The sequence below is a fragment of the Paraburkholderia sp. BR10872 genome, from assembly GCF_040965835.1.
In the GTDB taxonomy this organism is placed as follows: Bacteria; Pseudomonadota; Gammaproteobacteria; order Burkholderiales; family Burkholderiaceae; genus Paraburkholderia; species Paraburkholderia nodosa_A.
The window spans coordinates 88,677-110,885 of the sequence record NZ_JBFRCN010000016.1 but is presented as its reverse complement, the minus strand read 5'-3'; the positions used below and the strand labels follow the sequence as shown (position 1 = coordinate 110,885).

At 67.4% G+C, this 22,209-nt stretch carries 18 protein-coding genes; 5 read left to right on the top strand and 13 right to left on the bottom strand.

What is annotated here, in order from left to right:
• Position 1: 1 nt before the first annotated feature.
• The 3 genes from treZ to treY are packed head-to-tail and all read left to right on the top strand — an operon-like array spanning position 2 to position 7,034.
• Positions 2-1,903 (top strand): malto-oligosyltrehalose trehalohydrolase, encoded by a 1,902-nt coding sequence (treZ, locus tag AB4Y43_RS15260; protein WP_368728124.1) that lies wholly within the window; start codon positions 2-4, stop codon positions 1,901-1,903.
• Positions 1,900-4,155: a 4-alpha-glucanotransferase gene (gene malQ, locus AB4Y43_RS15255; protein ID WP_368728123.1), complete on the top strand. Its 2,256-nt coding sequence runs from the start codon at positions 1,900-1,902 to the stop codon at positions 4,153-4,155. The genes treZ and malQ overlap by 4 nt, the downstream gene beginning before the upstream one ends.
• The gene (treY, locus tag AB4Y43_RS15250) at positions 4,152-7,034 is read left to right on the top strand and encodes a malto-oligosyltrehalose synthase (RefSeq protein ID WP_368728122.1); all 2,883 of its coding nucleotides are present in this window, start codon (positions 4,152-4,154) and stop codon (positions 7,032-7,034) included. The genes malQ and treY overlap by 4 nt, the downstream gene beginning before the upstream one ends.
• A gap of 18 nt (positions 7,035-7,052) precedes the next feature.
• On the opposite strand, the gene AB4Y43_RS15245 is transcribed toward treY, so the two are convergent.
• Both AB4Y43_RS15245 and AB4Y43_RS15240 read right to left on the bottom strand, forming a co-directional pair.
• Entirely contained in the window at positions 7,053-8,465 is a 1,413-nt protein-coding gene (locus AB4Y43_RS15245) for a hemolysin family protein (protein WP_069261369.1), read from the bottom strand.
• 125 nt (positions 8,466-8,590) lie between these two features.
• Complete coding sequence (locus AB4Y43_RS15240; RefSeq protein WP_069261370.1) at positions 8,591-9,352, bottom strand: sensor histidine kinase KdpD; 762 nt, start codon at positions 9,350-9,352, stop codon at positions 8,591-8,593.
• 154 nt (positions 9,353-9,506) lie between these two features.
• Between AB4Y43_RS15240 and AB4Y43_RS15235 the strand changes: the two genes are divergently transcribed.
• Positions 9,507-9,848, top strand: a complete 342-nt coding sequence (locus tag AB4Y43_RS15235; RefSeq protein WP_028202932.1) for an FKBP-type peptidyl-prolyl cis-trans isomerase — start codon at positions 9,507-9,509, stop codon at positions 9,846-9,848.
• Positions 9,849-9,902: 54 nt separating this feature from the next.
• Complete coding sequence (locus AB4Y43_RS15230; RefSeq protein ID WP_069261371.1) at positions 9,903-10,706, top strand: AraC family transcriptional regulator; 804 nt, start codon at positions 9,903-9,905, stop codon at positions 10,704-10,706.
• A gap of 15 nt (positions 10,707-10,721) precedes the next feature.
• Here AB4Y43_RS15230 and AB4Y43_RS15225 read toward each other — a convergent pair whose 3' ends face one another.
• From AB4Y43_RS15225 to truA, 11 genes are all read right to left on the bottom strand, one after another.
• Positions 10,722-11,597, bottom strand: a complete 876-nt coding sequence (locus AB4Y43_RS15225) for an MOSC domain-containing protein (protein WP_368728121.1) — start codon at positions 11,595-11,597, stop codon at positions 10,722-10,724.
• A gap of 278 nt (positions 11,598-11,875) precedes the next feature.
• Entirely contained in the window at positions 11,876-13,420 is a 1,545-nt protein-coding gene (gene purF, locus AB4Y43_RS15220) for an amidophosphoribosyltransferase (protein ID WP_069261373.1), read from the bottom strand.
• Between the two features lie 125 nt (positions 13,421-13,545).
• Positions 13,546-14,040 carry a CvpA family protein gene (locus tag AB4Y43_RS15215; protein WP_069261374.1) on the bottom strand — a complete coding sequence of 165 codons (495 nt, stop codon included), beginning with the start codon at positions 14,038-14,040 and terminating at the stop codon, positions 13,546-13,548.
• A gap of 7 nt (positions 14,041-14,047) precedes the next feature.
• The gene (locus AB4Y43_RS15210) at positions 14,048-14,971 is read right to left on the bottom strand and encodes an SPOR domain-containing protein (protein ID WP_368605172.1); all 924 of its coding nucleotides are present in this window, start codon (positions 14,969-14,971) and stop codon (positions 14,048-14,050) included.
• A 61-nt stretch (positions 14,972-15,032) separates the two neighbouring features.
• Complete coding sequence (gene folC, locus AB4Y43_RS15205; RefSeq protein ID WP_342946974.1) at positions 15,033-16,343, bottom strand: bifunctional tetrahydrofolate synthase/dihydrofolate synthase; 1,311 nt, start codon at positions 16,341-16,343, stop codon at positions 15,033-15,035.
• Between the two features lie 190 nt (positions 16,344-16,533).
• A complete protein-coding gene (gene accD, locus AB4Y43_RS15200; RefSeq protein ID WP_069261377.1) occupies positions 16,534-17,406 on the bottom strand; it encodes an acetyl-CoA carboxylase, carboxyltransferase subunit beta in 873 nt (290 codons plus the stop codon).
• Positions 17,407-17,562: 156 nt separating this feature from the next.
• Positions 17,563-18,372 carry a tryptophan synthase subunit alpha gene (gene trpA / locus AB4Y43_RS15195; RefSeq protein ID WP_368728120.1) on the bottom strand — a complete coding sequence of 270 codons (810 nt, stop codon included), beginning with the start codon at positions 18,370-18,372 and terminating at the stop codon, positions 17,563-17,565.
• Between the two features lie 53 nt (positions 18,373-18,425).
• The gene (locus AB4Y43_RS15190; protein WP_069261379.1) at positions 18,426-19,328 is read right to left on the bottom strand and encodes a site-specific DNA-methyltransferase; all 903 of its coding nucleotides are present in this window, start codon (positions 19,326-19,328) and stop codon (positions 18,426-18,428) included.
• Positions 19,329-19,349: 21 nt separating this feature from the next.
• Positions 19,350-20,543: a tryptophan synthase subunit beta gene (gene trpB / locus AB4Y43_RS15185; RefSeq protein ID WP_342946972.1), complete on the bottom strand. Its 1,194-nt coding sequence runs from the start codon at positions 20,541-20,543 to the stop codon at positions 19,350-19,352.
• 78 nt (positions 20,544-20,621) lie between these two features.
• The gene (locus AB4Y43_RS15180) at positions 20,622-21,302 is read right to left on the bottom strand and encodes a phosphoribosylanthranilate isomerase (RefSeq protein WP_368728119.1); all 681 of its coding nucleotides are present in this window, start codon (positions 21,300-21,302) and stop codon (positions 20,622-20,624) included.
• A gap of 76 nt (positions 21,303-21,378) precedes the next feature.
• Positions 21,379-22,194 (bottom strand): tRNA pseudouridine(38-40) synthase TruA, encoded by an 816-nt coding sequence (gene truA, locus AB4Y43_RS15175; protein WP_368616467.1) that lies wholly within the window; start codon positions 22,192-22,194, stop codon positions 21,379-21,381.
• Positions 22,195-22,209 lie beyond the last annotated feature (15 nt).

The following is a 22,209-nucleotide window of genomic DNA, read 5'->3' as shown; positions in this document are numbered from 1 at the left end:
CATGTCCCCGCTTTCGCACGATCCGCACGCCCGCCAGTATATGCATTGCCTGCCGTTCGGCGCGCAGCTGATCGGCGCGGCGCACTCGCAGCCGCATACGCGCTTTCGTTTCTGGGCGCCGTCGTGTCAAACGGTGCAGGTCGTGTTCGAGAACGTGAGAGACGCGCCGCCGCTCGACATGACGCCGACCGGCAACGGCTGGTTCGAAGCGCAGGCGTCGTGCGGGCCGGGCACGCTGTACCGCTACTGCCTCGACGGCCAGCAACGCGTACCCGACCCCGCATCGCGCTTCCAGCCGCAGGGCGTGCATGGGCCGAGCGAAGTGCTAGACCCGCGCGCGTACGCCTGGCAGCATGCGCACTGGCAAGGACGCCCCTGGGAAGAGACCGTGATCTACGAGCTGCACGTGGGCGCGCTGGGCGGCTATCAGGGTGTAATGAAACGTCTGCCCGCGCTGGCGGCGCTCGGCGTGACGGCCGTCGAACTCATGCCGCTCAACGACTATCCGGGCGAGCGCGGCTGGGGCTACGACGTCGTGCTGCCTTACGCGCCGCACGCGGCCTATGGCAGTCCTGACGAACTGAAAGCGCTCGTCGATGCCGCGCATGGGCTGGGGCTGCAGATGTTCATCGACGTCGTGTACAACCACTTCGGCCCCGACGGGAACTGGCTCGGCCTCTACGCCAAACCGTTTTTCCGCCAGGACGTGAAGACGCCGTGGGGCGAAGCGCTCGACTTCGACCGCTTCGAAGTGCGTGACTTCTACTGCGACAACGCGCTCTATTGGCTCACGGAATATCGCTTCGACGGTCTGCGCATCGACGCTGCACATGCGATCGGCAACACCGACTGGTTGCGCGAGCTGGCCGACCACGTGAAGGCGCGTGTCGAGTCCGGCCGCCATGTGCACCTGGTGCTCGAAAACGAGCACAACGAAGCCAATCTGCTCGAATCGCACTTCAGCGCGCAATGGAACGACGACGCGCATCACTGCTTTCACGTGCTGCTCACCGGCGAGTCGGAAGGCTACTATCGCGCCTTCGAGGATTCGCCCATCGGCAAACTCGCGCGCGTGCTCGGCGAAGGTTTCGTGTACCAGGGCGACCCGTCGCCCGTGCACGGGGGCAAGCCGCGCGGCGAACCGAGCGCGCACCTGCCGCCCACCGCGTTCGTGATGTTCCTGCAGAACCACGACCAGATCGGCAACCGCGCGATGGGCGACCGGCTGCGCACGCTGGCCGACGACGACGCCCTGCGCGCGGCCACGGCAATGCTGCTGCTTTCGCCGCAAATTCCGCTGCTCTTCATGGAGGAGGAATACGGCTCGACGCAGCCGTTCCAGTTTTTCACCGCCTTCACCGGCCAGTTGGCCGATGCGGTACGCGAAGGCCGCCGCAGCGAATTCAAGGCATTCAGCGCGTTCAACGACGAAGCGAGCCGGGCGCGCATTCCCGATCCGAACGATCTGCAGACCTTCGTGAATTCGTCGCCGCTGGCCGACGCGCCGCTCGACGGCGAACGGCTCGAATGGATGCACTTCTATAAGTCGGCGCTATGCGTGCGGGCGCACCTGCTCATGCCGCGCTTGCGCCACGCGCGCGCGCTCGGCGCGACCGTGCTCGCCGACGACGCTGCGAACGGTCTCGCCGCGCTCGTCGCGCGCTGGCGCCTCGACGATGGCGAAACGCTCACGATCGCGCTGAACCTGGGCCGCGACGGCGTCCCGCTCGAGCCGCGGCCCGAAGGCATGGTGATATTCGAAACGCCGCCACGTGCGCGCGACCTTGCCGAAAATGGCCTGCTGCCCGAGAGCGCGTGCGTTGCATGGCTCACCGGCAACGTGCCCGAGTACTCGAGCGAACACGACGCGCGCATCGTGCATCGCGAGGAGCCCAACGCATGAGCACGGCGCGCCGCAGCGACACGCTCGCGACACTCGCCGCACGCGCGGGCTTCGAGGTCGAATGGACCGACGCACACGGCGCCGTGCAGCGCGTTCCCGACAGCACGCTCTCCGCTCTGCTGGAATGCGCGGGCCTGCCTTGCGCCAACGCCACGCAAATCCGGCAGAGCACCTCCGCACTCAATGCGGAACAGTCGACGCGGCGACTGCCGCCGCTCATCACCGCCGAATACGACAGCGCGATCGAACTGCCGCCTTCTGCCGTACGCGCGGGGAGCCACTATCGGATCGACCTCGAAAGCGGCGAGCATATCGAGGGCCGCTTCACCTCGCCGCGCGGCGAGAGCGCGTTGCTCGCGCCGCTTGCGGAGCCGGGCTATCACACGCTCACCGTCAACGACCATCGCCTGACGATCGCGGTCGCGCCGCCGCACTGCCATACCGTCGCCGACGCCTGGCGCGCACGTCACGGCGACAGCGGCACAGTGCCGCCGCTGTGGGGCCTCGCCGCGCAATTGTACGGACTCCGACGCAACGGCGACGGCGGCATCGGCGACTACAGCGCGCTCGCCGCGCTCGCCGCGCAAAGCGCGCGGCGCGGCGCGCAGGCGCTCGCGGTAAGCCCGACCCACGCGATGTTCAGCGCCGAGCCGGGTCACTTCAGCCCCTATTCGCCGTCGTCGCGCCTGTGGGTCAATGTCGCGCACATCGACCCCGCTGCGGACTTCGGCGCCAAGGCCGCGCACGACGCGAGCGCGGCCGCGAATGCGCTCGACGCGTGGCGCGAACTCGAAGCCGCGCCGCTCGTGGACTGGCAGCGTGCGTTGCCGCTCAAGCTCAAGGTGCTGCGCGCGCTGTTCGAGCGCTTCGACGCCGACGAGCGCGCGAGCGGCTCGCCGCGTGCCGCCGCCTTCGCCGCGTTCTGTGCGCAGGGCGGCGAGGCGCTCGAAGACCACGCGCGTTTCGAGGCGCTGCAGGAAGCCATGCTGCATGGTCCCGGCGGCGAGCGCCACTGGCGCGACTGGCCCGAGCCGCTGCGCGACCCGCGCAGCGCCGACGTGGCGACGTTTGCGCAGGAGCACCGGCGCGAAGTCGACTTTCACCGCTTCCTGCAATGGCTCGCCGCGCTCGGGCTCTCGGGCGCGCAGCGCAGCGCGCACGAGGCCGGCATGGCGATCGGCCTCGTCGCCGATCTCGCCGTGGGCTGCGACGGCGCGGGCTCGCACGCGTGGTCGCTGCCGCAGGACATGCTGCAACGCGTTTCGGTCGGCGCGCCGCCCGACATCTTCAACCAGGCCGGGCAAAGCTGGGGGCTCACGACGTTCTCGCCGCGCGCCATGCACAACAACGGCTTCCGCGCGTTCATCGACATGCTGCGCGCGGCCTTCGCCCATGCGGGCGGTGTGCGCATCGACCATATTCTCGGGCTGCGCAGGCTCTGGCTCGTGCCCGAAGGCGAAAGCGCGCGCCACGGCGCGTATCTGCGCTATCCGTTCGACGACCTCGTGCGGCTCATCGCGCTCGAATCGTGGCGGCATCGCGCGATCGTGATCGGCGAAGACCTCGGCACCGTGCCGCCGGGGCTGCGCGAGCGGCTCGCCGCGCACGGCCTGTATGGCATTCGCGTGCTGTGGTTCGAGCACGACGGCAAGGGCTTTCTCGCGCCCGCGCGCTGGGACCCGCACGGCGTCGCGACGACCACCACACACGATCTGCCGACCGTCGCGGGCTGGTGGAGCGGCGCGGACATCGACTGGCGCAACCGCATCGGCCAGACGCTCCCGCGTGCCGACGGACGCGACCCCGTCGCGCTCGACCGCGCGCGGCGCGCGACGGATCGCGTCGCACTCTGGCATGCGTTGCAGCACAGCGGGCTCGCGCCGCGCGACACCGAACCGCCGCCGGCCGACGAGCCGCCCGTGAATGCCGCGCTCGCCTATGTCGCGGCAACGCATAGCCCGCTCGTCACCTGCCCGCTCGAAGACCTGCTCGCGTTGTCCGACCAGCCGAATCTGCCCGGCTCGATCGACGAGCATCCGAACTGGCGCCGCCGCCTGCCGCTGCCCGTCGAGACGCTGTTCGCCGATCCGGCCGTCGCCGCGCGCGTCGAAGCCGTCGTACGCGCACGCGAGGCCGTTGCGCGCACGCGCGCCGAGCCGAGCGCCGGTGCAGGCGCGAGCGACGCCAACTCAACCGCGAACTCAACCGCCAGCTCGGCGCCAGGTGCGACCGAAAAGAAGCCGACGCCATGACACACCCTCGCGCGACGCTGCGCCTGCAGCTCCATCACGGCTTCACGTTCGCCGACGCGCTCGCGCAGCTCGACTACTTCGCCGCGCTCGGCGTGAGCCATCTCTACCTTTCCCCCGTCACGACCGCGCAGCCCGGCTCGATGCACGGCTACGACACCGTCGACTACGGCACGGTGAGCGCGGAACTGGGCGGCGAAGGCGCGCTGCGCCGCTTCGCCGCGAAGGTGCACGAGCGCGGCATGGGCATCATCGCCGACTTCGTGCCGAATCACATGGGCGTGGGCGGCGGCCACAACGCCTGGTGGCTCGACATCCTCGAATGGGGACGTCACAGCGCGTACGCGCGCCACTTCGACGTGGACTGGCACTCGCCCGACCCCGCCCTGCGCGGCAAGGTGCTGATGCCGTTTCTCGGCGCCCAGTACGGCGAAGAACTCGCCGCAGGCCGCATCGAGCTGAAGTTCGATCCCGCCGCCGCGCGCTTTTACGTGCAGTACGGGCCGCACGTGTGCCCGATCTGCCCGACCGATTACGCGACGCTCCTGCAGTCCGCGAACCGCGCCGATCTCAACACGCTCGCCGGACCATTCCAGGGCCTCACGACCCAGCCCGACGACCAGGCGCGCGCCAGCGCCGGTTGCGACGCGCTGCGCGCGTTCGTCGAGCGGGTCGGCACGGACCCCATCGACTTCGTTCTGGAATCCTATGCAAGCGGCGACCCGGTGCCGCGCGAGCGGCTGCACCGCCTGCTGGAGCGCCAGCACTTCCGGCTCGCGTGGTGGCGCACGGCCACCGACGAGATCAACTGGCGGCGCTTCTTCGACATCACCGCGCTCGCCGGCGTGCGCGTGGAACGTCACGACGTGTTCGAGGCCGTGCACAAGCTCGTGTTTCGCCTTTACGCCGACGGCGTGATCGACGGCCTGCGCATCGACCATATCGACGGGCTCGCGGACCCGCGCGAGTACTGCGAACGCCTGCGGCAGCGGCTCGCCTCGCTGCGCGCCACGCCGCCCTACATCGTGGTCGAGAAGATCCTCGCGCAAGGCGAAACGCTGCGCGACGACTGGCCCGTGCAAGGCACGACCGGCTACGACTTCATGAACGACGTGGGCGCCTTGCTGCACGATCCTGCAGGCGCAGCGCCGCTCGCCGAGGCGTGGGCCGCCATCTCCGGCGACGACCGGCCGTTCGCGGCCTACGCGCTCGACGCGCGCCGCGAGATGCTGGCCGCCTATCTGCCCGCGGAACTCGACCACGTGACGCGTGCGCTGCACCGCATCGCGCGCGAACTCCCGGGCACGCGCGACACCACCTATGCGTCGGTGCATCGCGTGGCTGCCCATCTGGCCATGTACTTCCCGATCTACCGGATCTATCCGGCGAACGGTTTGCGCAGCGCGCTCGACAACCGTTATTTCGACGTTGCGCTCGACGCCGCGCGACGTGCACTGCCGCGCGCGAGCCTCGCGGCGCTCGACCTCGTCGACGGCTGGCTCGGCGGTCGCGCCCCCGAACCTGCCGCGAACAACGCCAGCAGCGGCGGCGGCAACAGTGGAGGCAGCGCCGCCAGGACGCCACGCGCCGCGCCAGCCGGGGCGAACGCGGGTGCGGGCGGCAACCAGGGGAATACGCCGCTCAGCCACGCGCTCATCGCGCAGCGCACAGCGCTCGCGCTGTTCTCCCAGCTCACCGCGCCGCTCGCGGCGAAGGCCACGGAGGACACGGCGCTCTATCGCTACGGCCGCCTGCTCTCGCGTAACGAAGTGGGCGCGGACCCCGACGATTTCGCGCGCACGCTGCATGACTTTCATGCGACGAACCGGCTGCGCCAGCGTCGTCCTTATGGGCTGCTCGCCACGGCCACGCACGACCACAAGCGCGGCGAGGACGTGCGGGCGCGGCTCGCCGTATTGAGCGAGATGGCGCTCGACTGGAGTGCCACGCTGCGCGCCTGGTCGACGCTGAACCAGACGCATCGCCGCAACGAAGGGACGGCCGGCGCGGCATGGTCGCCGGGACCGGCCGCCGAGGCGATGCTGTATCAAACGCTGGTGGGCTGCTGGCCGCCCAAACTGGACCCGGGCGACGAAGCGGGCGTGCATGCGCTGGCGGAGCGCGTCTCGACGTGGCTGCTCAAGGCGTTGCGCGAAGCGAAGCTGCGCACGAACTGGCTCTCGCCCGACGAAACCTATGAGTCGGAGTGCCAGGCATTTCTCTTCGATATCCTCGCACCGCAACGGCGCGACGGCTTTCTGCAGGCGCTGGCCGAATTCGTCGCGCGTGTGGCGCCCGCTGGCGCACTCAATACGCTGCTGCAAACGGTACTGCGGCTCACCTCGCCGGGCGTGCCCGACCTCTATCAGGGCACCGAACTCTGGGACTTCAGCCTCGTCGATCCGGATAACCGGCGGCCCGTCGATTACGCCGCCCGCGCGGCCGCGCTCGATGAGCAGGCGCCCGCCGCGAAGCTGAAGGACTGGCGCAACGCCCAGGTGAAGCTGGCCACCGTGCACCGCCTGCTCGCGCTGCGAGCGCGCGCACCCGAACTGCTGCGCGAAGGCGACTATCTGCCGCTTACGGTGAGCGGCGCGCAGGCCTCGCATGTGATCGCTTTCGCGCGCCATCACGGCGACGCGTGGGCCATCGTGATCGGCACACGCTTCGCGGCGGGCTTGCTGGATGGCGACACCCCGCTCGTCGCGCCCGAACGCTGGGAAGATACGACCGTCGAGTTGCCCAAAGGATGCGCGCCAGCCACGCTGCACGACTGGCTCAGCGACGCCACGCACACGGTGCGCGAAGGCGGGACGCTCGCACTGCGCGACATCCTGGGCGCAATGCCCGTCGCGGTGCTCGCCACACTCGCGCGCAGCTAGGCTGCACGCGAGGCGCGCTCAGCCGCCCTCGTCCTCGAGATCTTTCGGATACACGCGCACGAGCACGATGCGCGGCCCCTTCATTTTCTTCACGACGATATCGAAGCGGTCGAACCCGACGCGCTGCCCTTCGGTGGGCAGGTCGTTGAGCGCATGAATCACGAGGCCGCCCACCGACTCCGCGCGCCCTTCGTCGATATCGATGCCGAGCGCCTGCTCCAGCGACACCACCGGCAGGCTGCCGCGGCCCATCAGCGTGCCGTCGTCCATGCGGGTCCAGTCGGTGTCGGCCTGGTGAAACTCGTCGTGAATCTGGCCCACGAGCGCGCCGAGCAGGTTGTCGAGCGTGAGAAAGCCGACGGGGCGCGCGTTCTTGTGCCCCACCAGCGCGAAATGCGGCGCGCCCTTGCGAAAGCGGCGAAACAATGCCAGTGCGGGCGTCTCGGGCCGCACGTATTGCACGGGGCGCACGAACTTGCCGAGATCGCTGAGGGCGTTGCCCGCCTCTCGGGCGAGCAGCAGGTCCTTCAGGTGGATGAGGCCTGCCACGCGCTCGCCCGCGGCGTCTTCGAACAGCGGGTAGCGGCTGAAACGATGGCGCGCCACGATCTGCATGTTCTCGCGCAGCGACAGGTCGCGGCGCAGGCCCACCATCTCGTGCGTCGGCCGCATGAGGTCGGAAATGGTGAGGCGCGAGAAGTCGAGCGAATGGGCAAGCGTGTTCCATTCGTCGGCGCTATAGGCGTTCGCGGCGGGTGCGGGCAGCAGCGGCACCGCGCCGTTTGCACTCTTTGCGCCGCGCGGCTCGTGCGTCGCGTCATGCGCCTCGGCCTCGGCCTGGGCGGCGGCGCGGCGGCTGCGCAGGATCAGCTTGAGTTCGTCGGTCGAATAGTGCGTGTCGTGGCCGTGCTCCGACGACAGGCCCGCGAGACGCAGCACCGCGTTCGCGCTCGTATTGAGCACCCAGATCGCGGGATACATGGTCCAGTAGAAGCCGTAGAGCGGCATGGCCGTCCACAGCGAAATCTTCTCGGACTGGCGGATGGCGAGCGATTTCGGCGCAAGCTCGCCCACCACGATGTGCAGGAACGAAATGACCGTGAACGCGAACACCAGCGAGATGGCGTGCACGAGTTCCGCCGATTGCACGCCGAGCAGTTCGAACACCGGCGCGAGCAACTGCGCGAACGCCGGCTCGCCGATCCAGCCGAGGCCGAGCGAAGCGAGCGTGATGCCGAGCTGGCACGCGGAAAGATAGGCATCGAGCTGGCCGTGAACCTTGGCGAGCAGGCGGCCGCGCAAGCCGTGCTGCTGAGCGAGGGCCTGCACGCGCGTGGCGCGCAGCTTGACGAGGCCGAACTCGGCCGCGACGAAGAAACCGTTGAGGGCAACGAGCAGGAACGCCCCGATGAGGGCGAGAAGCTGGATCAAGACACAAGGCTCCGAGGGACGAAGCGCTCAGTATAAGGGTGCAAGGTGGATGAAAGATGCGGCGGGCTCAATCCGGCCCGACGCTCACGCGGCAGTCGGTCAGGTGCGATCCGGCTCGACCCTGCTCACGCGCCGCTCAGCGGCACATTCAGTACGAGCACCATCTCCTCGCCCTCGCCCACGAGAGCCGGCGCCTCGAAGCGTCCGCCATGCGCCTCGGCCACGCGATGGCACAGCGCCAGCACCCAGGCGTAGCGACCCGCTTCCTGCTGCTCGCTCGCCTGGGCGCGCGCGAACGGTTCCAGCACGTGCGCCAGCGCGCCGTCGGTGAGCGCCGCACGCGTGGCGCGCCATTGCACTTCGAGTTGGGCGGCAGTGGCGCTCGCGCTCGCCGCGAGCGTCACGCTGGCTCCCTGAGCACTCGTTTCCGCCGCGAACACCAGCATCAGCCACAGCGCCTGCGCAATGCGCTCCCGGTCGCCGTCGAGCGTCGCCGCGCCTGTCGCGTCCTGCACGGCGAATGTCACGCCGCGCGCATCGCCGAGCGCGGCGCGGGCGTCATCCGCGGCTTCGCCGAGCAGCGCCGCGACGGCGAACGGCGCGCGCTCGATACGCAGCTTGCGCGTCTGCGCGCGCGTGGTATCGACGAGCGTTTCGAGCAGCCGAACCTGCTGCTCCACGCCCGTGCGAATGCCGCCGAGCGCACGTTGCGCGGAGGCGTCGGCGTTGTCGATCTTGCGTTCGAGCACGTAAGCCCAGCTGTGAATTGCATTGAGCGGACTGCGCAGATCATGCGAGACGCGCGAGAGCACGTGGTCGCGCATGAACAACGCTGCTTCGGCGCACAGGCGCGCCGTGCGCTCGGTACGGTTTTGCGAAGTCGACATCTGATTCCTCGTGTTTCGCCCCAAGCCGGGCGAGCGGTCCCCATTATAGGCAGCGCGTAGTGAGCAACTGGCGTGCCCGACGAGCCGCCGCCCGCCCGGCCCTCCAAAGCGCCTACAATAACGGGTCCAACCTATCCGAATCAGGAGTTTTTCCATGTCTATCGTGACCACCGAATCCGGCCTCAAGTACGAGGACCTGACCGAAGGCACCGGCGCCGAAGCCAAGGCCGGCCAGACCGTCAGCGTGCACTACACCGGCTGGCTGACGGACGGCCAGAAGTTCGATTCGAGCAAGGACCGCAACGACCCGTTCGCGTTCGTGCTGGGCGGCGGCATGGTCATCAAGGGCTGGGACGAAGGCGTGCAGGGCATGAAGGTGGGCGGCGTGCGCAAGCTGACGATTCCGCCGCAACTGGGCTACGGCGTGCGCGGCGCGGGCGGCGTGATTCCGCCGAACGCGACGCTCGTGTTCGAAGTCGAACTGCTCGACGTCTGATGCCCGCTTGACGCTTCACGGCGCTCGCCTTATTTGCAATCGCAACCGGTCATCATGAATCCGCATCACCACGCTCCCGTCACCGCGCCCGGCGTCGAACTGCGCCGCTACGGCGCGATCGAGGAAACCGATCTGCACGATTTTCACCAGATCGTGCTCGGTCTCGACGGCGAAATGGAGATGACCGTGAACGGCCGGGGCGAGCGCATCGACAGTTGTTCCGCGTGGCTCATTCCGGCGGGCGCACGGCATGACTACATGGGTATTGGCGATAACCGCCAGCTCGTGCTCGACCTGCCCGCGGCAACGCTCGCGGTGCCCGAACGGCTGTTCGACACCGCGCGCGCCGTGCGCCTCGACCCCGCGCTCACGCAGCTCGTGAATCAGATCGCGCAGCGCGCCGCCGCAGCCACGCCGCCGCGCGACAGTGCCGACCTGCGCGCGCGCCGCTTTCACTGGGACGCCTCGGCGCGTCTGTGCGCGGCTTTCATTGCACAAACCGGCGTGGCGGCCAGCGCCCAGTTCAGCGCGGCTGCCGGGTTGGACTTCGCCCGCATCGACCGGTGGCTGCGCGCGCATCTCGCCCAGCCGCTGCGTATTGCCGATCTCGCCGCGCATTGCGGCTTCGGCATGCGGCGCTTTCATCAGCTTTTTATCGAAGCGTTCGGCGAGACGCCGCATCGCTATTTACAGCGGCTGCGGCTCGACACGGCGCTCACGCTGCTCGCCGACCCGCGCGCCTCGCTCACCGACATCGCGCTCGAAGTCGGCTTCGGCGACCAAAGCGCGTTCACGCACGCATTCACGCGCCGCTTTGGCCTCGCGCCCGGCCAGTGGCGCGCGCTGCCGTCACACTGAGCGCGCAAGCGCGCCTCAATCGTCGAAGCGGTATTCCCACTCGGCGCGTGCGCCCACCGTCACGTGCTTGCCCGCGCCCGTCACGACCATCGCGTTCTGGCCGAACGTGAGGCCGCCGTCCACGCGCGGATCGGCGCGGAACACGGCCAGCGTGTCGAGCGGTTCGGTGGGCCATTGCGCGTCGCGCTCGCCCGATAGCTGATCGATCGTCGTGATCGGGCAGCGCGCGCAGGGCTTCACGAAACGCAGCACGACCGCTTCGCCGCCTGTAGCCGATTCGATGGTGAGCGTGTCGATGAAGTCTTCCTCGAATGCGTCGCCAATGTCACCGACGACGATGTTCGGACGAAAGCGCGCCATCGGCACTGGCGGCGCGCCCTTCGCCGCGAGGCGCTCGTTGAGTTGCGCGAGCGACGCCTCGCTCGTCACGAGAATCGGAAAGCCGTCGGCAAATTGCGTGGGCGCGTCTTCGCCGTTCGTCCACTTCTTGCTCGCGAGACGCGTCACGTCATGCGCGAAGCGCAGCAGCCGCACCGGCACGCCTATCGCCTGCGTGAACCACTGCGCCGCGTGATCGCCTTCGTCGAGCGCCTCGAAATCGTCGTCCCAGACCGTCGCCGGCACGCGCGCCTCGCCGCCGCGCTGCGCGAACGGCAGATGGAGCGCTTCGCTCATGCCTTCCATGGTGAGGCGCACGCCGTCTTCGACGAACGCGGGCACGATGCGCGCCATGGCGGCGTACTGGCGCTGCGTGACGAACCGGCCGTTCTCGTCGGCGACCATCCAATGGCGGTCCCACTCGATGCCCTTCAGGCCGAGCTGCGCATCGTCGAGCGCGATCGCGCCGCATGACTTCACGGGATAGACGAACAACGCACGGACAATGGGCATGGTGAACTCACGGGAAAGAAAAAAGGAAATGGGCCGGGCAGCGCCCGACCCACGATGATACAACCCCTGCTTAAAACTACTTACTGCGCCGCATCGAGCCCGCGTGCGAGATCGTCCGCGAGCCAAGGTGTCGTCGATGTTCGTGTTCTCCGTGTGCTGAACAATCAGGCTTCGATCCTGCACGCGCAGGCGCAAAAAAGCCCGCTTTTGCGTCGGCAGAAAGCGGGCTTTCGGAATCGGCGCAAACGCGAGCCTCACGCTCGCGTTTGCCGAAGGGATCACTCCACCGAGAGCTGCAGGTGCAATTGCGAGCGGGAGCCGCCGTCCATCGCGTCGCTCGCGGCGTCGCGGTCCGATTGCGCCTGGGGCGCGAGGCGCGCGGTCTCGATGTTGTCGAGGTAAGTGCTGGTGATGTCGCCGGTGATGTAGTCGCCGTCGAAGCACGAAGCCTCGAACTGCTTCAACTCCGGATTGATGTCGCGCACTGCCTGCTTGAGCGAGTCCACGTCCTGATACACGAGGTAATCGGCGCCGATGATGCGCGCCACTTCGTCATCGGTGCGGCCGTGCGCTACGAGCTCGCCGCGCGTGGGCATGTCGATGCCGTAGACGTTCGGGTACTTCACGGGCGGCGCCGCCGAAGCGAAGATCACCTTGGTCGCGCCGGCGTCACGCGCCATCTGCACGATTTCCTGAGAGGTGGTGCCGCGCACGATCGAGTCGTCGATGATCAGCACGTTCTTGCCCTTGAACTCGATGCCCATGGCGTTGAGCTTCTGGCGCACCGACTTCTTGCGCATGGCCTGGCCCGGCATGATGAAGGTGCGGCCCACGTAGCGGTTCTTGAAGAAGCCTTCGCGATATTCCACGCCGAGCTTGTTCGCGACCTGCATGGCCGCGGGGCGCGACGAATCGGGAATCGGCATCACCACGTCGATCTTCACGTCGGGCAGCTCGCGCTTGATCTTCTCGGCGAGATAGTCGCCCATGCGCAGACGCGCGTTGTACACGGGCACGCCGTCGAGGACCGAGTCCGGACGCGCGAGATACACGAGTTCGAAGATGCAGGGGTTGAGCGTCGGCGCCGTGGCGCATTGCTGCGAGTAGAGGTTGCCGTCGAAGTCGATGAACACCGCTTCGCCCGGGCGAACGTCGCGCACGAACTCGAAACCGATGCCTTCGAGCGCCACCGATTCCGATGCGAGCATCCATTCGGTGCCTTCCGGCGTTTCCATCTTGCCGATGCACAGCGGGCGAATGCCGAACGGGTCGCGGAACGCGAGCAGGCCGTAGCCGGAGATCAACGAGACGATCGCGTACGAGCCACGCAGGCGGCGGTGCACACCCGCAACCGCCTTGAAGAGCGCGGCCGGGTCGAGCTCGAGGCCCGAGGTCGCGAGCTGCACTTCGTGCGCGAGCACGTTGAGCAGCACTTCGGTGTCGGAATGCGTGTTGATGTGGCGGCGATCCACACGGAACATCTCTTCCTTCAACTGTTGCCAGTTCGTGAGATTGCCGTTGTGAGCGAGGACGATGCCGAACGGCGCGTTCACGTAGAACGGCTGGGCTTCTTCTTCGCTCGACGCCGAGCCGGCCGTCGGGTAGCGCACCTGGCCGATGCCGCTGGTGCCGGGGAGGCTGCGCATGTTGCGCGTGCGGAACACGTCGCGCACCATGCCGTTGGCCTTGTGCATGTGGAACGTGCTGCCGTTCGCGGTGGCAATGCCGGCCGCGTCCTGACCGCGGTGCTGCAGCAGCAGCAGCGCGTCATAGAGGAGCTGGTTGACGGGAGAGCGGGAAACTACGCCTACGATGCCGCACATGGCAGGTCCTTCAAAAAAGCGAAATCGGTCGCGGGTCACCCGGCTTCATTCACACCGGTCGAGCGCCGCAAATGGGCAGTGTTGCCGGGAAGCTGTGCCTCGCATCGCGTCCGATCAGTTTCTGATCAGACGTGAACGTAGGCCGCGAGCGCCTCGGGCAACAACGGTTTCAGTTCGAGCACGCCCTGCACGGCATAAGGCCGAAGCAGCGCGTGGCGCCAGAAGTCCTGCTGGGGCAGCTCGGTCAGCCCGCCGAGGACGACGAGGATCAGCACCAGCACGACGCCTCGCACGAGGCCGAACATCATCCCGAGCGAACGGTCCACGCCGGACAATCCGCTCACCTGCACCAGACGGCCGATCAATGCGTTGCCCACGCCGGCCACGAGCACCACGGCAATGACGATCAGCGCGAAGGCGATCAGCCACTGGGTCAGCGCCCCGCCCGGCCAGTTCGCCGGAATCCAGGGCACCACGTGATCCACGTAGCGGCAGGCCACGAGCAACGCCGCGATCCAGCCAATCAATCCAAAAATCTCGCCGATCAAGCCCCGCCATGCGCCGCGCAGCGCCGACAGGCCCATCACCGCCATTACAGCGTAGTCGAATGCGGTGAACATCGACGGCTTATTCCGCGTTGGCGTTCGAGCCCGCCATCAGGCCGGCGCCACGCACCTTGGCGATCGCCGCCGTGGCCGAGGCGCGGTCCGGGAACGGGCCCGCGCGCAGCAGCGTGCGCGTCGTGCCGTCTGCTTCCTTACGCTGTTCGGTATATGCGGGTACTCCCGCCGCTTTCAACTTCGTTACCCAATTGTTCGCCGTCGTGCCGTTCGAGAACGCGCCGAGCTGCACCGCGAAACGTGCGCCCGGGGGCGTCGCCGGGGCGCTGGACTCGGCCTTCGCGCCATTTGCGCCGCCGGTGTCGGCGGCGTCGTTTGCGGCAGTCGTCGGCTTGCTGTTCGCGGCGACGGTCGCGCTGGCCGACGCGGCCGGCTTGGCAGCGGGCTTTTGCGTTTGGGCGGTTTGCGTCGACTGGGCGGGAGCGGCTGCCGCCTGTGCGGGCCTTTTGGCAGCCGGTGCCGGCGTGTTGACCGTGCTTTGGGCGCTCTGCGTGGCCGCGGCGCCCGAAGCGGCCGCGAGGCCCGACGCACCTGGCGACGCTTCAGCGGCTGCGGGATTGTCGGGCGCGACGCCGGCCTGCGTGTCTTCGGCGTCGTGCTGGCGCGCGGCGGCCTTGTCGACCGGGCGGCTTGGAATGTCGATGGCGATGTCGTCGGTGACGGGCTTCGGGTGCGAATCGAGCACCATCGGCAGGATCACGATGGCCGCGAGCACGAGCGCGATCGCGCCGACGAGACGCCGGCGCGCGCGTTGCTTTTCAGGGAGTGTGGGGTCGAGCAGCATCGCCTCGGCGTCGCCCGACCGGTCCGGCCGGCGGCTGCGCCGTTCCACGCGCGTGCTCTGGTTGCTGCGCCGGCTGGAGCCGGACTCGGTGCCGCGCCGGCGGGGCGCGTCAGCGTCATCTTTCTTGCCGAACGAGAAAATTCCCATGTATGGCTTGCTGTTGGCCTACCTGGCCTGTCTTACGTGGGCGGCGTACGGTGCCGGGCGGTCAGTGTTGCTGCGACTTTCGCCAGGCCATCACCCCGGCAACCGTCAGAAAACTTCCGAAAACAATAATTCTATCATTTTCGGTTGCACGTTTTAGCGCATCTTGGAACGCGGCAGCGGGATTTTCATAGCGTGTGACGCTGCTGTCGGCGCCGTCCGTCACGCCCGCATCGCGCAGCACTTCTTCGAGCTGTTCGGCCGTGGCCGCCCGCGGCAGCGGCAGGTCGGTCACACACCAGTGGTCGATCTCGCCCTTCAGGTGCTCGATCACGCCCGCAATGTCCTTGTCGCGCATCGCGCCGAACACCGCGTAGGTGTACGGGAAATAGCCCATGCTGCCGAGGTTTTGCGCGAGCACGGCCGCCGCGTGCGGGTTGTGGCCGACGTCGAGGATGATCGAAGGCTTGCCTGGCAGCACCTGGAAGCGCCCAGGCAGTTCGACGTTGGCGAGGCCGAGGCGGATGTCCTGCGCGGAAACCGGCAGGCGGTCGCGCAGCGACTCGAGGCCCGCGAGCGCGGCCGAGGTGTTGATCAGCTGGTTCGCGCCGCGCAGCGCCGGATAGGCGAGCGCCGAGCGCCGCATCGTCGGGCCCACGTAGCTCCACTGCTGGCGCTCGTTGCCGGGCTGCCCTTCGTAGCGGAAATCGCGGCCGAAGAGCCAAAGTTCGGCACCGATCGCCTCGGCATGGTCGATGAGCGACTGCGGCGCCATCGGATCGGCGCAGATCGCAGGCTTGCCCGCACGGAAGATGCCGGCCTTCTCGAACGCGATCTTCTCGCGCGTGTCGCCCAGGTATTCGGTGTGATCGAGGTCGATGCTCGTGATGATCGCGCAGTCGGTGTCGAGCACGTTGACGGCGTCCAGACGCCCGCCCAGACCCACCTCGAAGATCACGGCATCGAGCCCGCGCGAGGCGAACAGATGCATGATCGCGAGCGTCGTGAACTCGAAGTACGTGAGCGTAACGGGCGTGGCGAGCGAATTGCGCGCGGCTTCCACGGCCTCGAAGTGCGGCAGCAGCTCGGCGTCGCTGGCCTGCTGGCCGTCCACGCGCGCGCGCTCGTTGAACTCGAGCAGATGCGGCGAGGTGTGGCAGCCCACGTGATAGCCCGCCTTGAGCAGAATCGTTTCGAGGATCGCGCAGGTCGAGCCCTTCCCGTTCGTGCCACCCACCGTGATGATCGGGCAGTCGAACTTGAGGTCCAGCGCGTCCTTCACCTGACGGATGCGGTCCAGCCCCATGTCGATGCCGACCGGATGCGCAGTTTCGAGGTGCGTGAGCCACGCGTCGAGGGTGGGAAAGGTACTCATCAGGATAGAAATTGCCAGGTGCTGCGCGTGAGACGCCGCCAACGGCGGAGGGTTCACGCGAATGATCCGCTTCGAAAGAACGGCATTATCGCGGAAATGACAACGCGCCGCTTGCTTTCGCTCGCGGCGCGTCGGGTAAAGCGTTGCGGCTTGCGGCGCACGCAGCGCCGCAGATCGCTCAAAGCCGGGTTCAAGCCACCGCGTCGGCAGGCTGACGCTGCAGCAGCGCCAGCATTTGCGCGATTTCGTCGCGCAGCTTGCGGCGGTCCAGGATCATGTCGATCGCGCCCTTCTGCAGCAGGAATTCCGCGCGCTGGAAGCCTTCCGGCAGCTTTTCTCGCACGGTCTGCTCGATCACGCGCGGGCCGGCAAAGCCGATCAGCGCCTTCGGCTCGGCGATGACCACGTCGCCAAGGAACGCGAAGCTCGCCGAAACGCCGCCCATCGTCGGGTCGGTCAGCACGGAGATGAACGGCAGTTTGGCTTCGGCCAGCCTGGTCAGCATGGCCGTGGTCTTGGCCATTTGCATGAGCGAAAGCAGGCTTTCCTGCATGCGCGCGCCGCCCGAAGCCGTGAAGCAGATGAACGGCACTTGCTGCTCGAGCGCGTTTTGCGCGCCGCGCGCGAAGCGCTCGCCCACCACCGAACCCATCGAGCCGCCCATGAACGAGAACTCGAAGCAGGCCACCACCACGGGCAGCGTGCGGATCGCGCCGCCCATCACCACCATGGCGTCGGTTTCGCCGGTTTCGTCCATCGCCTCTTTCAGGCGGTCCGGGTACTTGCGGCTGTCCTTGAACTTGAGCGCGTCGACCGGCAGGATCTCCTGGCCAATCTCGTAGCGGCCTTCCGGATCGAGCAGGCCGTCAAGACGCTCGCGCGCATTGATGCGCATGTGGTGATCGCATTTCGGGCAAACGTGGAGATTTGCCTCGACATCGTTGCGGTACAGAACCGCTTCGCACGACGGGCACTTGATCCACAACCCTTCCGGAATGCTCTTGCGGCTCTTCGGATCGGTTTGCTTGATCTTGGGCGGCAGCAGTTTATCGAGCCAGCTCATTGATGTTCCTTCCTTGACCTTCGTGATGCGCGGGCGCGGCGGACCGTTTCATCGCCCGATCGGTAAAACCGACCGGGTTCCGACCCCGACCGCGCATGGCGAAAAGTGGATTTTACAGCAGTCTCGAATCTAGCCAACTACGCTAGCCTGCCAGCTCTACCCGGCGGAGACTTCGTCCAGCGCCGACCGAATGCCCGTGATGAACTCCGTGAGGGTATCGGCGGCCGTCTCCGGCGCGGCCTGTTCGAGCAGTTGAACGATTCGGCTGCCGATCACCACGGCGTCCGAAACCTGCGCGACGGCAGCGGCCGTTTGCGCGTCGCGAATGCCGAAGCCCACGCCCACGGGCAGCGAGACATGCTTCTTGATCGCCGGGATTTTACCCGCGATGCTCGAAACGTCCAGATTCGCGGCGCCCGTCACGCCCTTGAGCGAGACGTAGTAAACATAGCCGCTCGCGGCGCGCCCTACTTCGGCGATGCGCTCATCGGTCGAAGTCGGCGCGAGCAGGAAGATCGGATCGATGTCGGCGGCCTTCATCTTCGCCGCGAACTCGACCGACTCCTCGGGCGGGTAGTCCACCACGAGCACGCCGTCCACCCCCGCTTCCTTCGCGGCCCGCGCGAACGCATCGGCGCCCATGCGCTCGATGGGGTTCGCGTAGCCCATCAGCACGACGGGCGTCTTGTCGTCGGTTTCGCGGAAGCGCTTTACGTCGGCGAATACGCTCTTGAGCGTCACGCCCTTCTCGAGCGCGCGCTCGGAAGATTGCTGGATCACGGGGCCGTCGGCCATCGGGTCGGAAAACGGCACGCCCAGCTCGATGACGTCGGCGCCGCCTGCGGCCAGCGCATGCATGAACTCGACGGTGCGCGCGGGGTCGGGGTCGCCGGCCGTCATGAACGGGATCAGGCCTTTGCGGCCATGGGCGGCAAGCGCCTCGAACGTGGTCTTGATACGGGACATTTCAGGGTCCTCAGCTTTTAGGCGTTACTGCGCGTGGGTCCGGCGGCGGCGCATCAGGCGCCGGCCGCAACGGCGCTTGCGGCGGCCGCGCTGACGCGTTCGCGCGCGATCGCGCAGTAACTTTCGTTAATTTCATAGCCGACGAATTCGCGCTGCTGACGTGCGCAAGCGACTGCCGTGGTGCCGCTGCCCATGAACGGATCGAGCACGCGGCCGCCCGGCGGGCAGCTCGCGAGCACCATGCGCTCGACGATTTCCAGGGGCTTCTGGGTGGGATGATCCACGCGCTCCGCGTGCTGGCGATGCAGCCGCGAGACGGACCAGACGTCCTTGGGGTTATAGCCGAGCTCCAGCCACCTGCTACCTTCGAATATTTTCCGCGAACGCGCCTTCTTCGTGGCGGCATCATACGGGATGCGGACAGGATCGAGATCGAAGTAGTAATTCTTCGACACCGCGAAGAAACCGATGTTGTCGTGCACCGAGGTAAAGCGGCGCGTCGTGCCACCCATGCTGGGTACGCGACGATCCCAGACGATCTCGTTAATCATCGTGAGTTTCGACTTGAGATAGACGAAGATCTCGGGCGCGTACTGCCACGTGCAGAACACGTAGAGCGAGCCCGTGGGCTTGAGCTTCGGAATCGCCAGGTCGAGCCATTCATACGTCCAGGCGAGGAAGTTCTCGCCCGAGCGCATGTCGGAGTCGTTGCCGTAGTCCTTGCCGAGCCCATAGGGCGGGTCGGCGACGATCAGATCGATCGAGGCGTCGGGCAGGTTGGCTGCATCGGTCAGAAAATCGCGGTTCAGGAGCCGGATGGTCTCCGGCACCGTGGCGAGTATGGGTAACTCGGCGGCCGCGTTGGCGACCGCCTCTGCGGCCTCCAGAGCGGCCGCTTCGGCGTTCACCTCGCCCACGGGCGCCGGCATCTGCGGCTCGTCGAACTCGTCACGCATCGCTTGTGTCGCTCCGGGCGCTCAGAACTGGATGCCCGATCGCTCAGCGACCGTGTGCATGTCCTTGTCGCCGCGGCCCGACAGGTTCACCAGCAGGATTTTCTCCTTCGGCAACGTCGGTGCGAGCTTCGCCGCGTACGCGAGCGCGTGGCTCGATTCGAGCGCGGGGATGATGCCTTCGATGCGGCAGCAGTCGTGGAAGCCCTTGAGCGCCTCCTCGTCGTCGATGGTGACGTACTGCGCGCGGCCGCTGTCCTTGAGCCACGCGTGCTCAGGACCGACGCCCGGGTAGTCGAGGCCCGCCGAAATCGAATGCGTCTCGATGATCTGCCCGTTCTCGTCTTGCAGCAGGTACGTGCGGTTGCCGTGCAGCACGCCCACGGTGCCCGCCGCGAGCGAGGCGGCGTGACGGCCCGTGTCCATGCCGTCGCCGGCAGGCTCGACGCCGATCAACTGCACCGAAGTGTCGTCGATATACGGGTAAAAGATCCCCATCGCGTTCGATCCGCCGCCCACGCAGGCGATCACGGAGTCGGGCTGGCGGCCCGTCATTTCGGGCATCTGCACGCGGCATTCGTCCCCGATCACGCGCTGGAAGTCGCGCACCATCATCGGGTACGGGTGCGGGCCCGCCACGGTGCCGATGATGTAGAAGGTGTTTTCGACGTTGGTGACCCAGTCGCGCATGGCTTCGTTGAGCGCGTCCTTGAGCGTACGCGAGCCCGACTCGACCGGCACCACAGTGGCGCCCAGCAGCTTCATGCGGTAGACGTTGGCGGCCTGACGGCGCACGTCCTCGGCGCCCATATAGACCACGCACTCCATGCCGAAGCGCGCCGCGATCGTTGCGGTGGCCACGCCGTGCTGGCCTGCACCGGTTTCGGCGATCACCCGCGGCTTGCCCATGCGCCTGGCGAGCAGCGCCTGGCCGATCACGTTGTTCACCTTGTGCGCGCCGGTGTGATTCAGGTCTTCGCGCTTGAGATAGATCTGCGCGCCGCCCAGCAGCTCGCTCCACCGCTGTGCGTGATAAATCGGCGACGGACGGCCGACAAAATGCTTCAACTCGCGCTCATATTCGGCACGGAAGTCGGGATCGTCCTTGAATTTCGCGTAGGCGTCGCGCAGTTCGTCGATCGCCTGCATGAGGGTTTCGGCAGCGAATACGCCACCATAAGGGCCGAAGTGGCCGCGTTCATCTGGCAAATTGTACATAAGTCACTCGCTCGGCCGGGCTTGGAAGGACCCGCGTTGCGCGGGCCGTCCCGGCCAAAGGGGCATGCGCCCCGGATTTCATCCCGCGTCCGCTTCGCGCACCGCGCGTACGAACGCCGCCATGCGGGCGTGATCCTTCACGCCCTTTGCGCCCGGCACTTCGATGCCACTGGAGACATCGACAGCGAACGGACGCACCTGGCGTATCGCATCACTGACGTTTTGCGCGTTCAAGCCACCACTCAAAACGGCCCGACGCGCGAGCCCTGCGGGAATAAGTGACCAATCGAAGACCTTTCCGCCGCCGCCGTAACCTTCGACATGGGTGTCGAACAACAGGCCGCTGGCTGATGAATAACGATTAGCCGATTCTATCAAATCGGCCTGCTGAGTATCGGCCGCGACTCGCAGCGCGCGCAACCAGGGCAAACCGGCAACGGAAGCCAGCGACTCGCACTGCTCGGGCGTTTCGTCGCCGTGGAACTGCAGCATGGTGAGCGAGACATTGCTGGCCACTTCGCTCATCCACTGCGGCGTGGCGTTCACGAAGAGGCCCACGACCGAGACGAACGGCGGCAGGTCGCGCGTGAGCTCGACCGCCTGCGCCACGCTCACCGAACGCGGGCTGGGCGGATAGAACACGAAACCGACGGCGTCGGCGCCCAGGTCGATGGCGTGCGCAACCGCCTCGGGCGTCGAAAGTCCGCACAGCTTGATGCGGGTGCGGTGCGCGGGGGCGAGTTGCTCGGCTGACGTCATGGTTCTGGATGCGGTGTTGGTCTCGATGCTTCAATCGCAACGTGATTGACTGGGGCGATTTGCGGTGCGGGCCGCTTCAGGCACGGCCTTCGGGCGCGTCGCTCCAGATCGCGCTCCACGGCACGCTCGCAGTATGCGGCGCGGGTACCGCGAACTCATCAGGATAGCCTACCTGGGCGAGATAGAGGCCATCGGGCATGAAGGTCGGCGCGGCGGCGGTGCGGTCGCGGCCCGCCAGCACCTCGGCCATCCACGCGGCCGGATAGCGCCCTCGCCCCACGGCCACGAGGCAACCCATGAGGTTGCGCACCATATGGTGCAGGAACGCGTTGGCGCGAAAGCGGAAGTGGATGAAGTCGCCCTGCGGCCGGATGTCGATCTGGTACAGATGCTTGACCGGCGTCTTCGCCTGGCATTCCGACGAGCGGAACGACGAAAAATCGTGCTCGCCGATGAGGCATGCCGCCGCCTCCCGCATGGCATCGACGTCGAGCGACGCATGGATCCAGCCCGCGCGGGCCGCCAGCATCGGCGATCGCACCGGGTTCACGTAGAGCACGTAGTAGTAGGTGCGCTCGAACGCCGCGAAGCGCGCGTGGAATGCGTCGGGCATCGGCTTGGCCCACTGCACCGCCACCGTGGAGGGCAGGAACGCGTTGGTGCCGCGCACCCAGGAGAACGGGGTGCGGTCGAGGTCGGTGTCGAAGTGCACCACCTGGCCGAGGCCGTGCACGCCGGTGTCGGTGCGGCCCGCGACGATGGTGGACAGCGGCACGGTGGCGAACTCGCGCAGTGCGCGTTCGAGCGCGTCCTGCACCGTCTTGCCGTGCGGCTGCGACTGCCAGCCGCAGAACGCGGCGCCGTCGTACTGGATTCCTAGCGCGATACGCATACGGCTTGCAGCAGC

Bases quoted from the DNA above. Each gene is read 5' to 3' on its own strand.
- treZ (WP_368728124.1), top strand. From the start codon at position 2: ATGTCCCCGCTTTCGCACGATCCGCACGCCCGCCAGTATATGCATTGC.
- malQ (WP_368728123.1), top strand. From the start codon at position 1,900: ATGAGCACGGCGCGCCGCAGCGACACGCTCGCGACACTCGCCGCACGC.
- treY (WP_368728122.1), top strand. From the start codon at position 4,152: ATGACACACCCTCGCGCGACGCTGCGCCTGCAGCTCCATCACGGCTTC.
- AB4Y43_RS15240 (WP_069261370.1), bottom strand. From the start codon at position 9,352: ATGTCGACTTCGCAAAACCGTACCGAGCGCACGGCGCGCCTGTGCGCC.
- AB4Y43_RS15235 (WP_028202932.1), top strand. From the start codon at position 9,507: ATGTCTATCGTGACCACCGAATCCGGCCTCAAGTACGAGGACCTGACC.
- AB4Y43_RS15230 (WP_069261371.1), top strand. From the start codon at position 9,903: ATGAATCCGCATCACCACGCTCCCGTCACCGCGCCCGGCGTCGAACTG.
- AB4Y43_RS15225 (WP_368728121.1), bottom strand. From the start codon at position 11,597: ATGCCCATTGTCCGTGCGTTGTTCGTCTATCCCGTGAAGTCATGCGGC.
- purF (WP_069261373.1), bottom strand. From the start codon at position 13,420: ATGTGCGGCATCGTAGGCGTAGTTTCCCGCTCTCCCGTCAACCAGCTC.
- AB4Y43_RS15215 (WP_069261374.1), bottom strand. From the start codon at position 14,040: ATGTTCACCGCATTCGACTACGCTGTAATGGCGGTGATGGGCCTGTCG.
- AB4Y43_RS15210 (WP_368605172.1), bottom strand. From the start codon at position 14,971: ATGGGAATTTTCTCGTTCGGCAAGAAAGATGACGCTGACGCGCCCCGC.
- folC (WP_342946974.1), bottom strand. From the start codon at position 16,343: ATGAGTACCTTTCCCACCCTCGACGCGTGGCTCACGCACCTCGAAACT.
- accD (WP_069261377.1), bottom strand. From the start codon at position 17,406: ATGAGCTGGCTCGATAAACTGCTGCCGCCCAAGATCAAGCAAACCGAT.
- trpA (WP_368728120.1), bottom strand. From the start codon at position 18,372: ATGTCCCGTATCAAGACCACGTTCGAGGCGCTTGCCGCCCATGGCCGC.
- AB4Y43_RS15190 (WP_069261379.1), bottom strand. From the start codon at position 19,328: ATGCGTGACGAGTTCGACGAGCCGCAGATGCCGGCGCCCGTGGGCGAG.
- trpB (WP_342946972.1), bottom strand. From the start codon at position 20,543: ATGTACAATTTGCCAGATGAACGCGGCCACTTCGGCCCTTATGGTGGC.
- AB4Y43_RS15180 (WP_368728119.1), bottom strand. From the start codon at position 21,302: ATGACGTCAGCCGAGCAACTCGCCCCCGCGCACCGCACCCGCATCAAG.
- truA (WP_368616467.1), bottom strand. From the start codon at position 22,194: ATGCGTATCGCGCTAGGAATCCAGTACGACGGCGCCGCGTTCTGCGGC.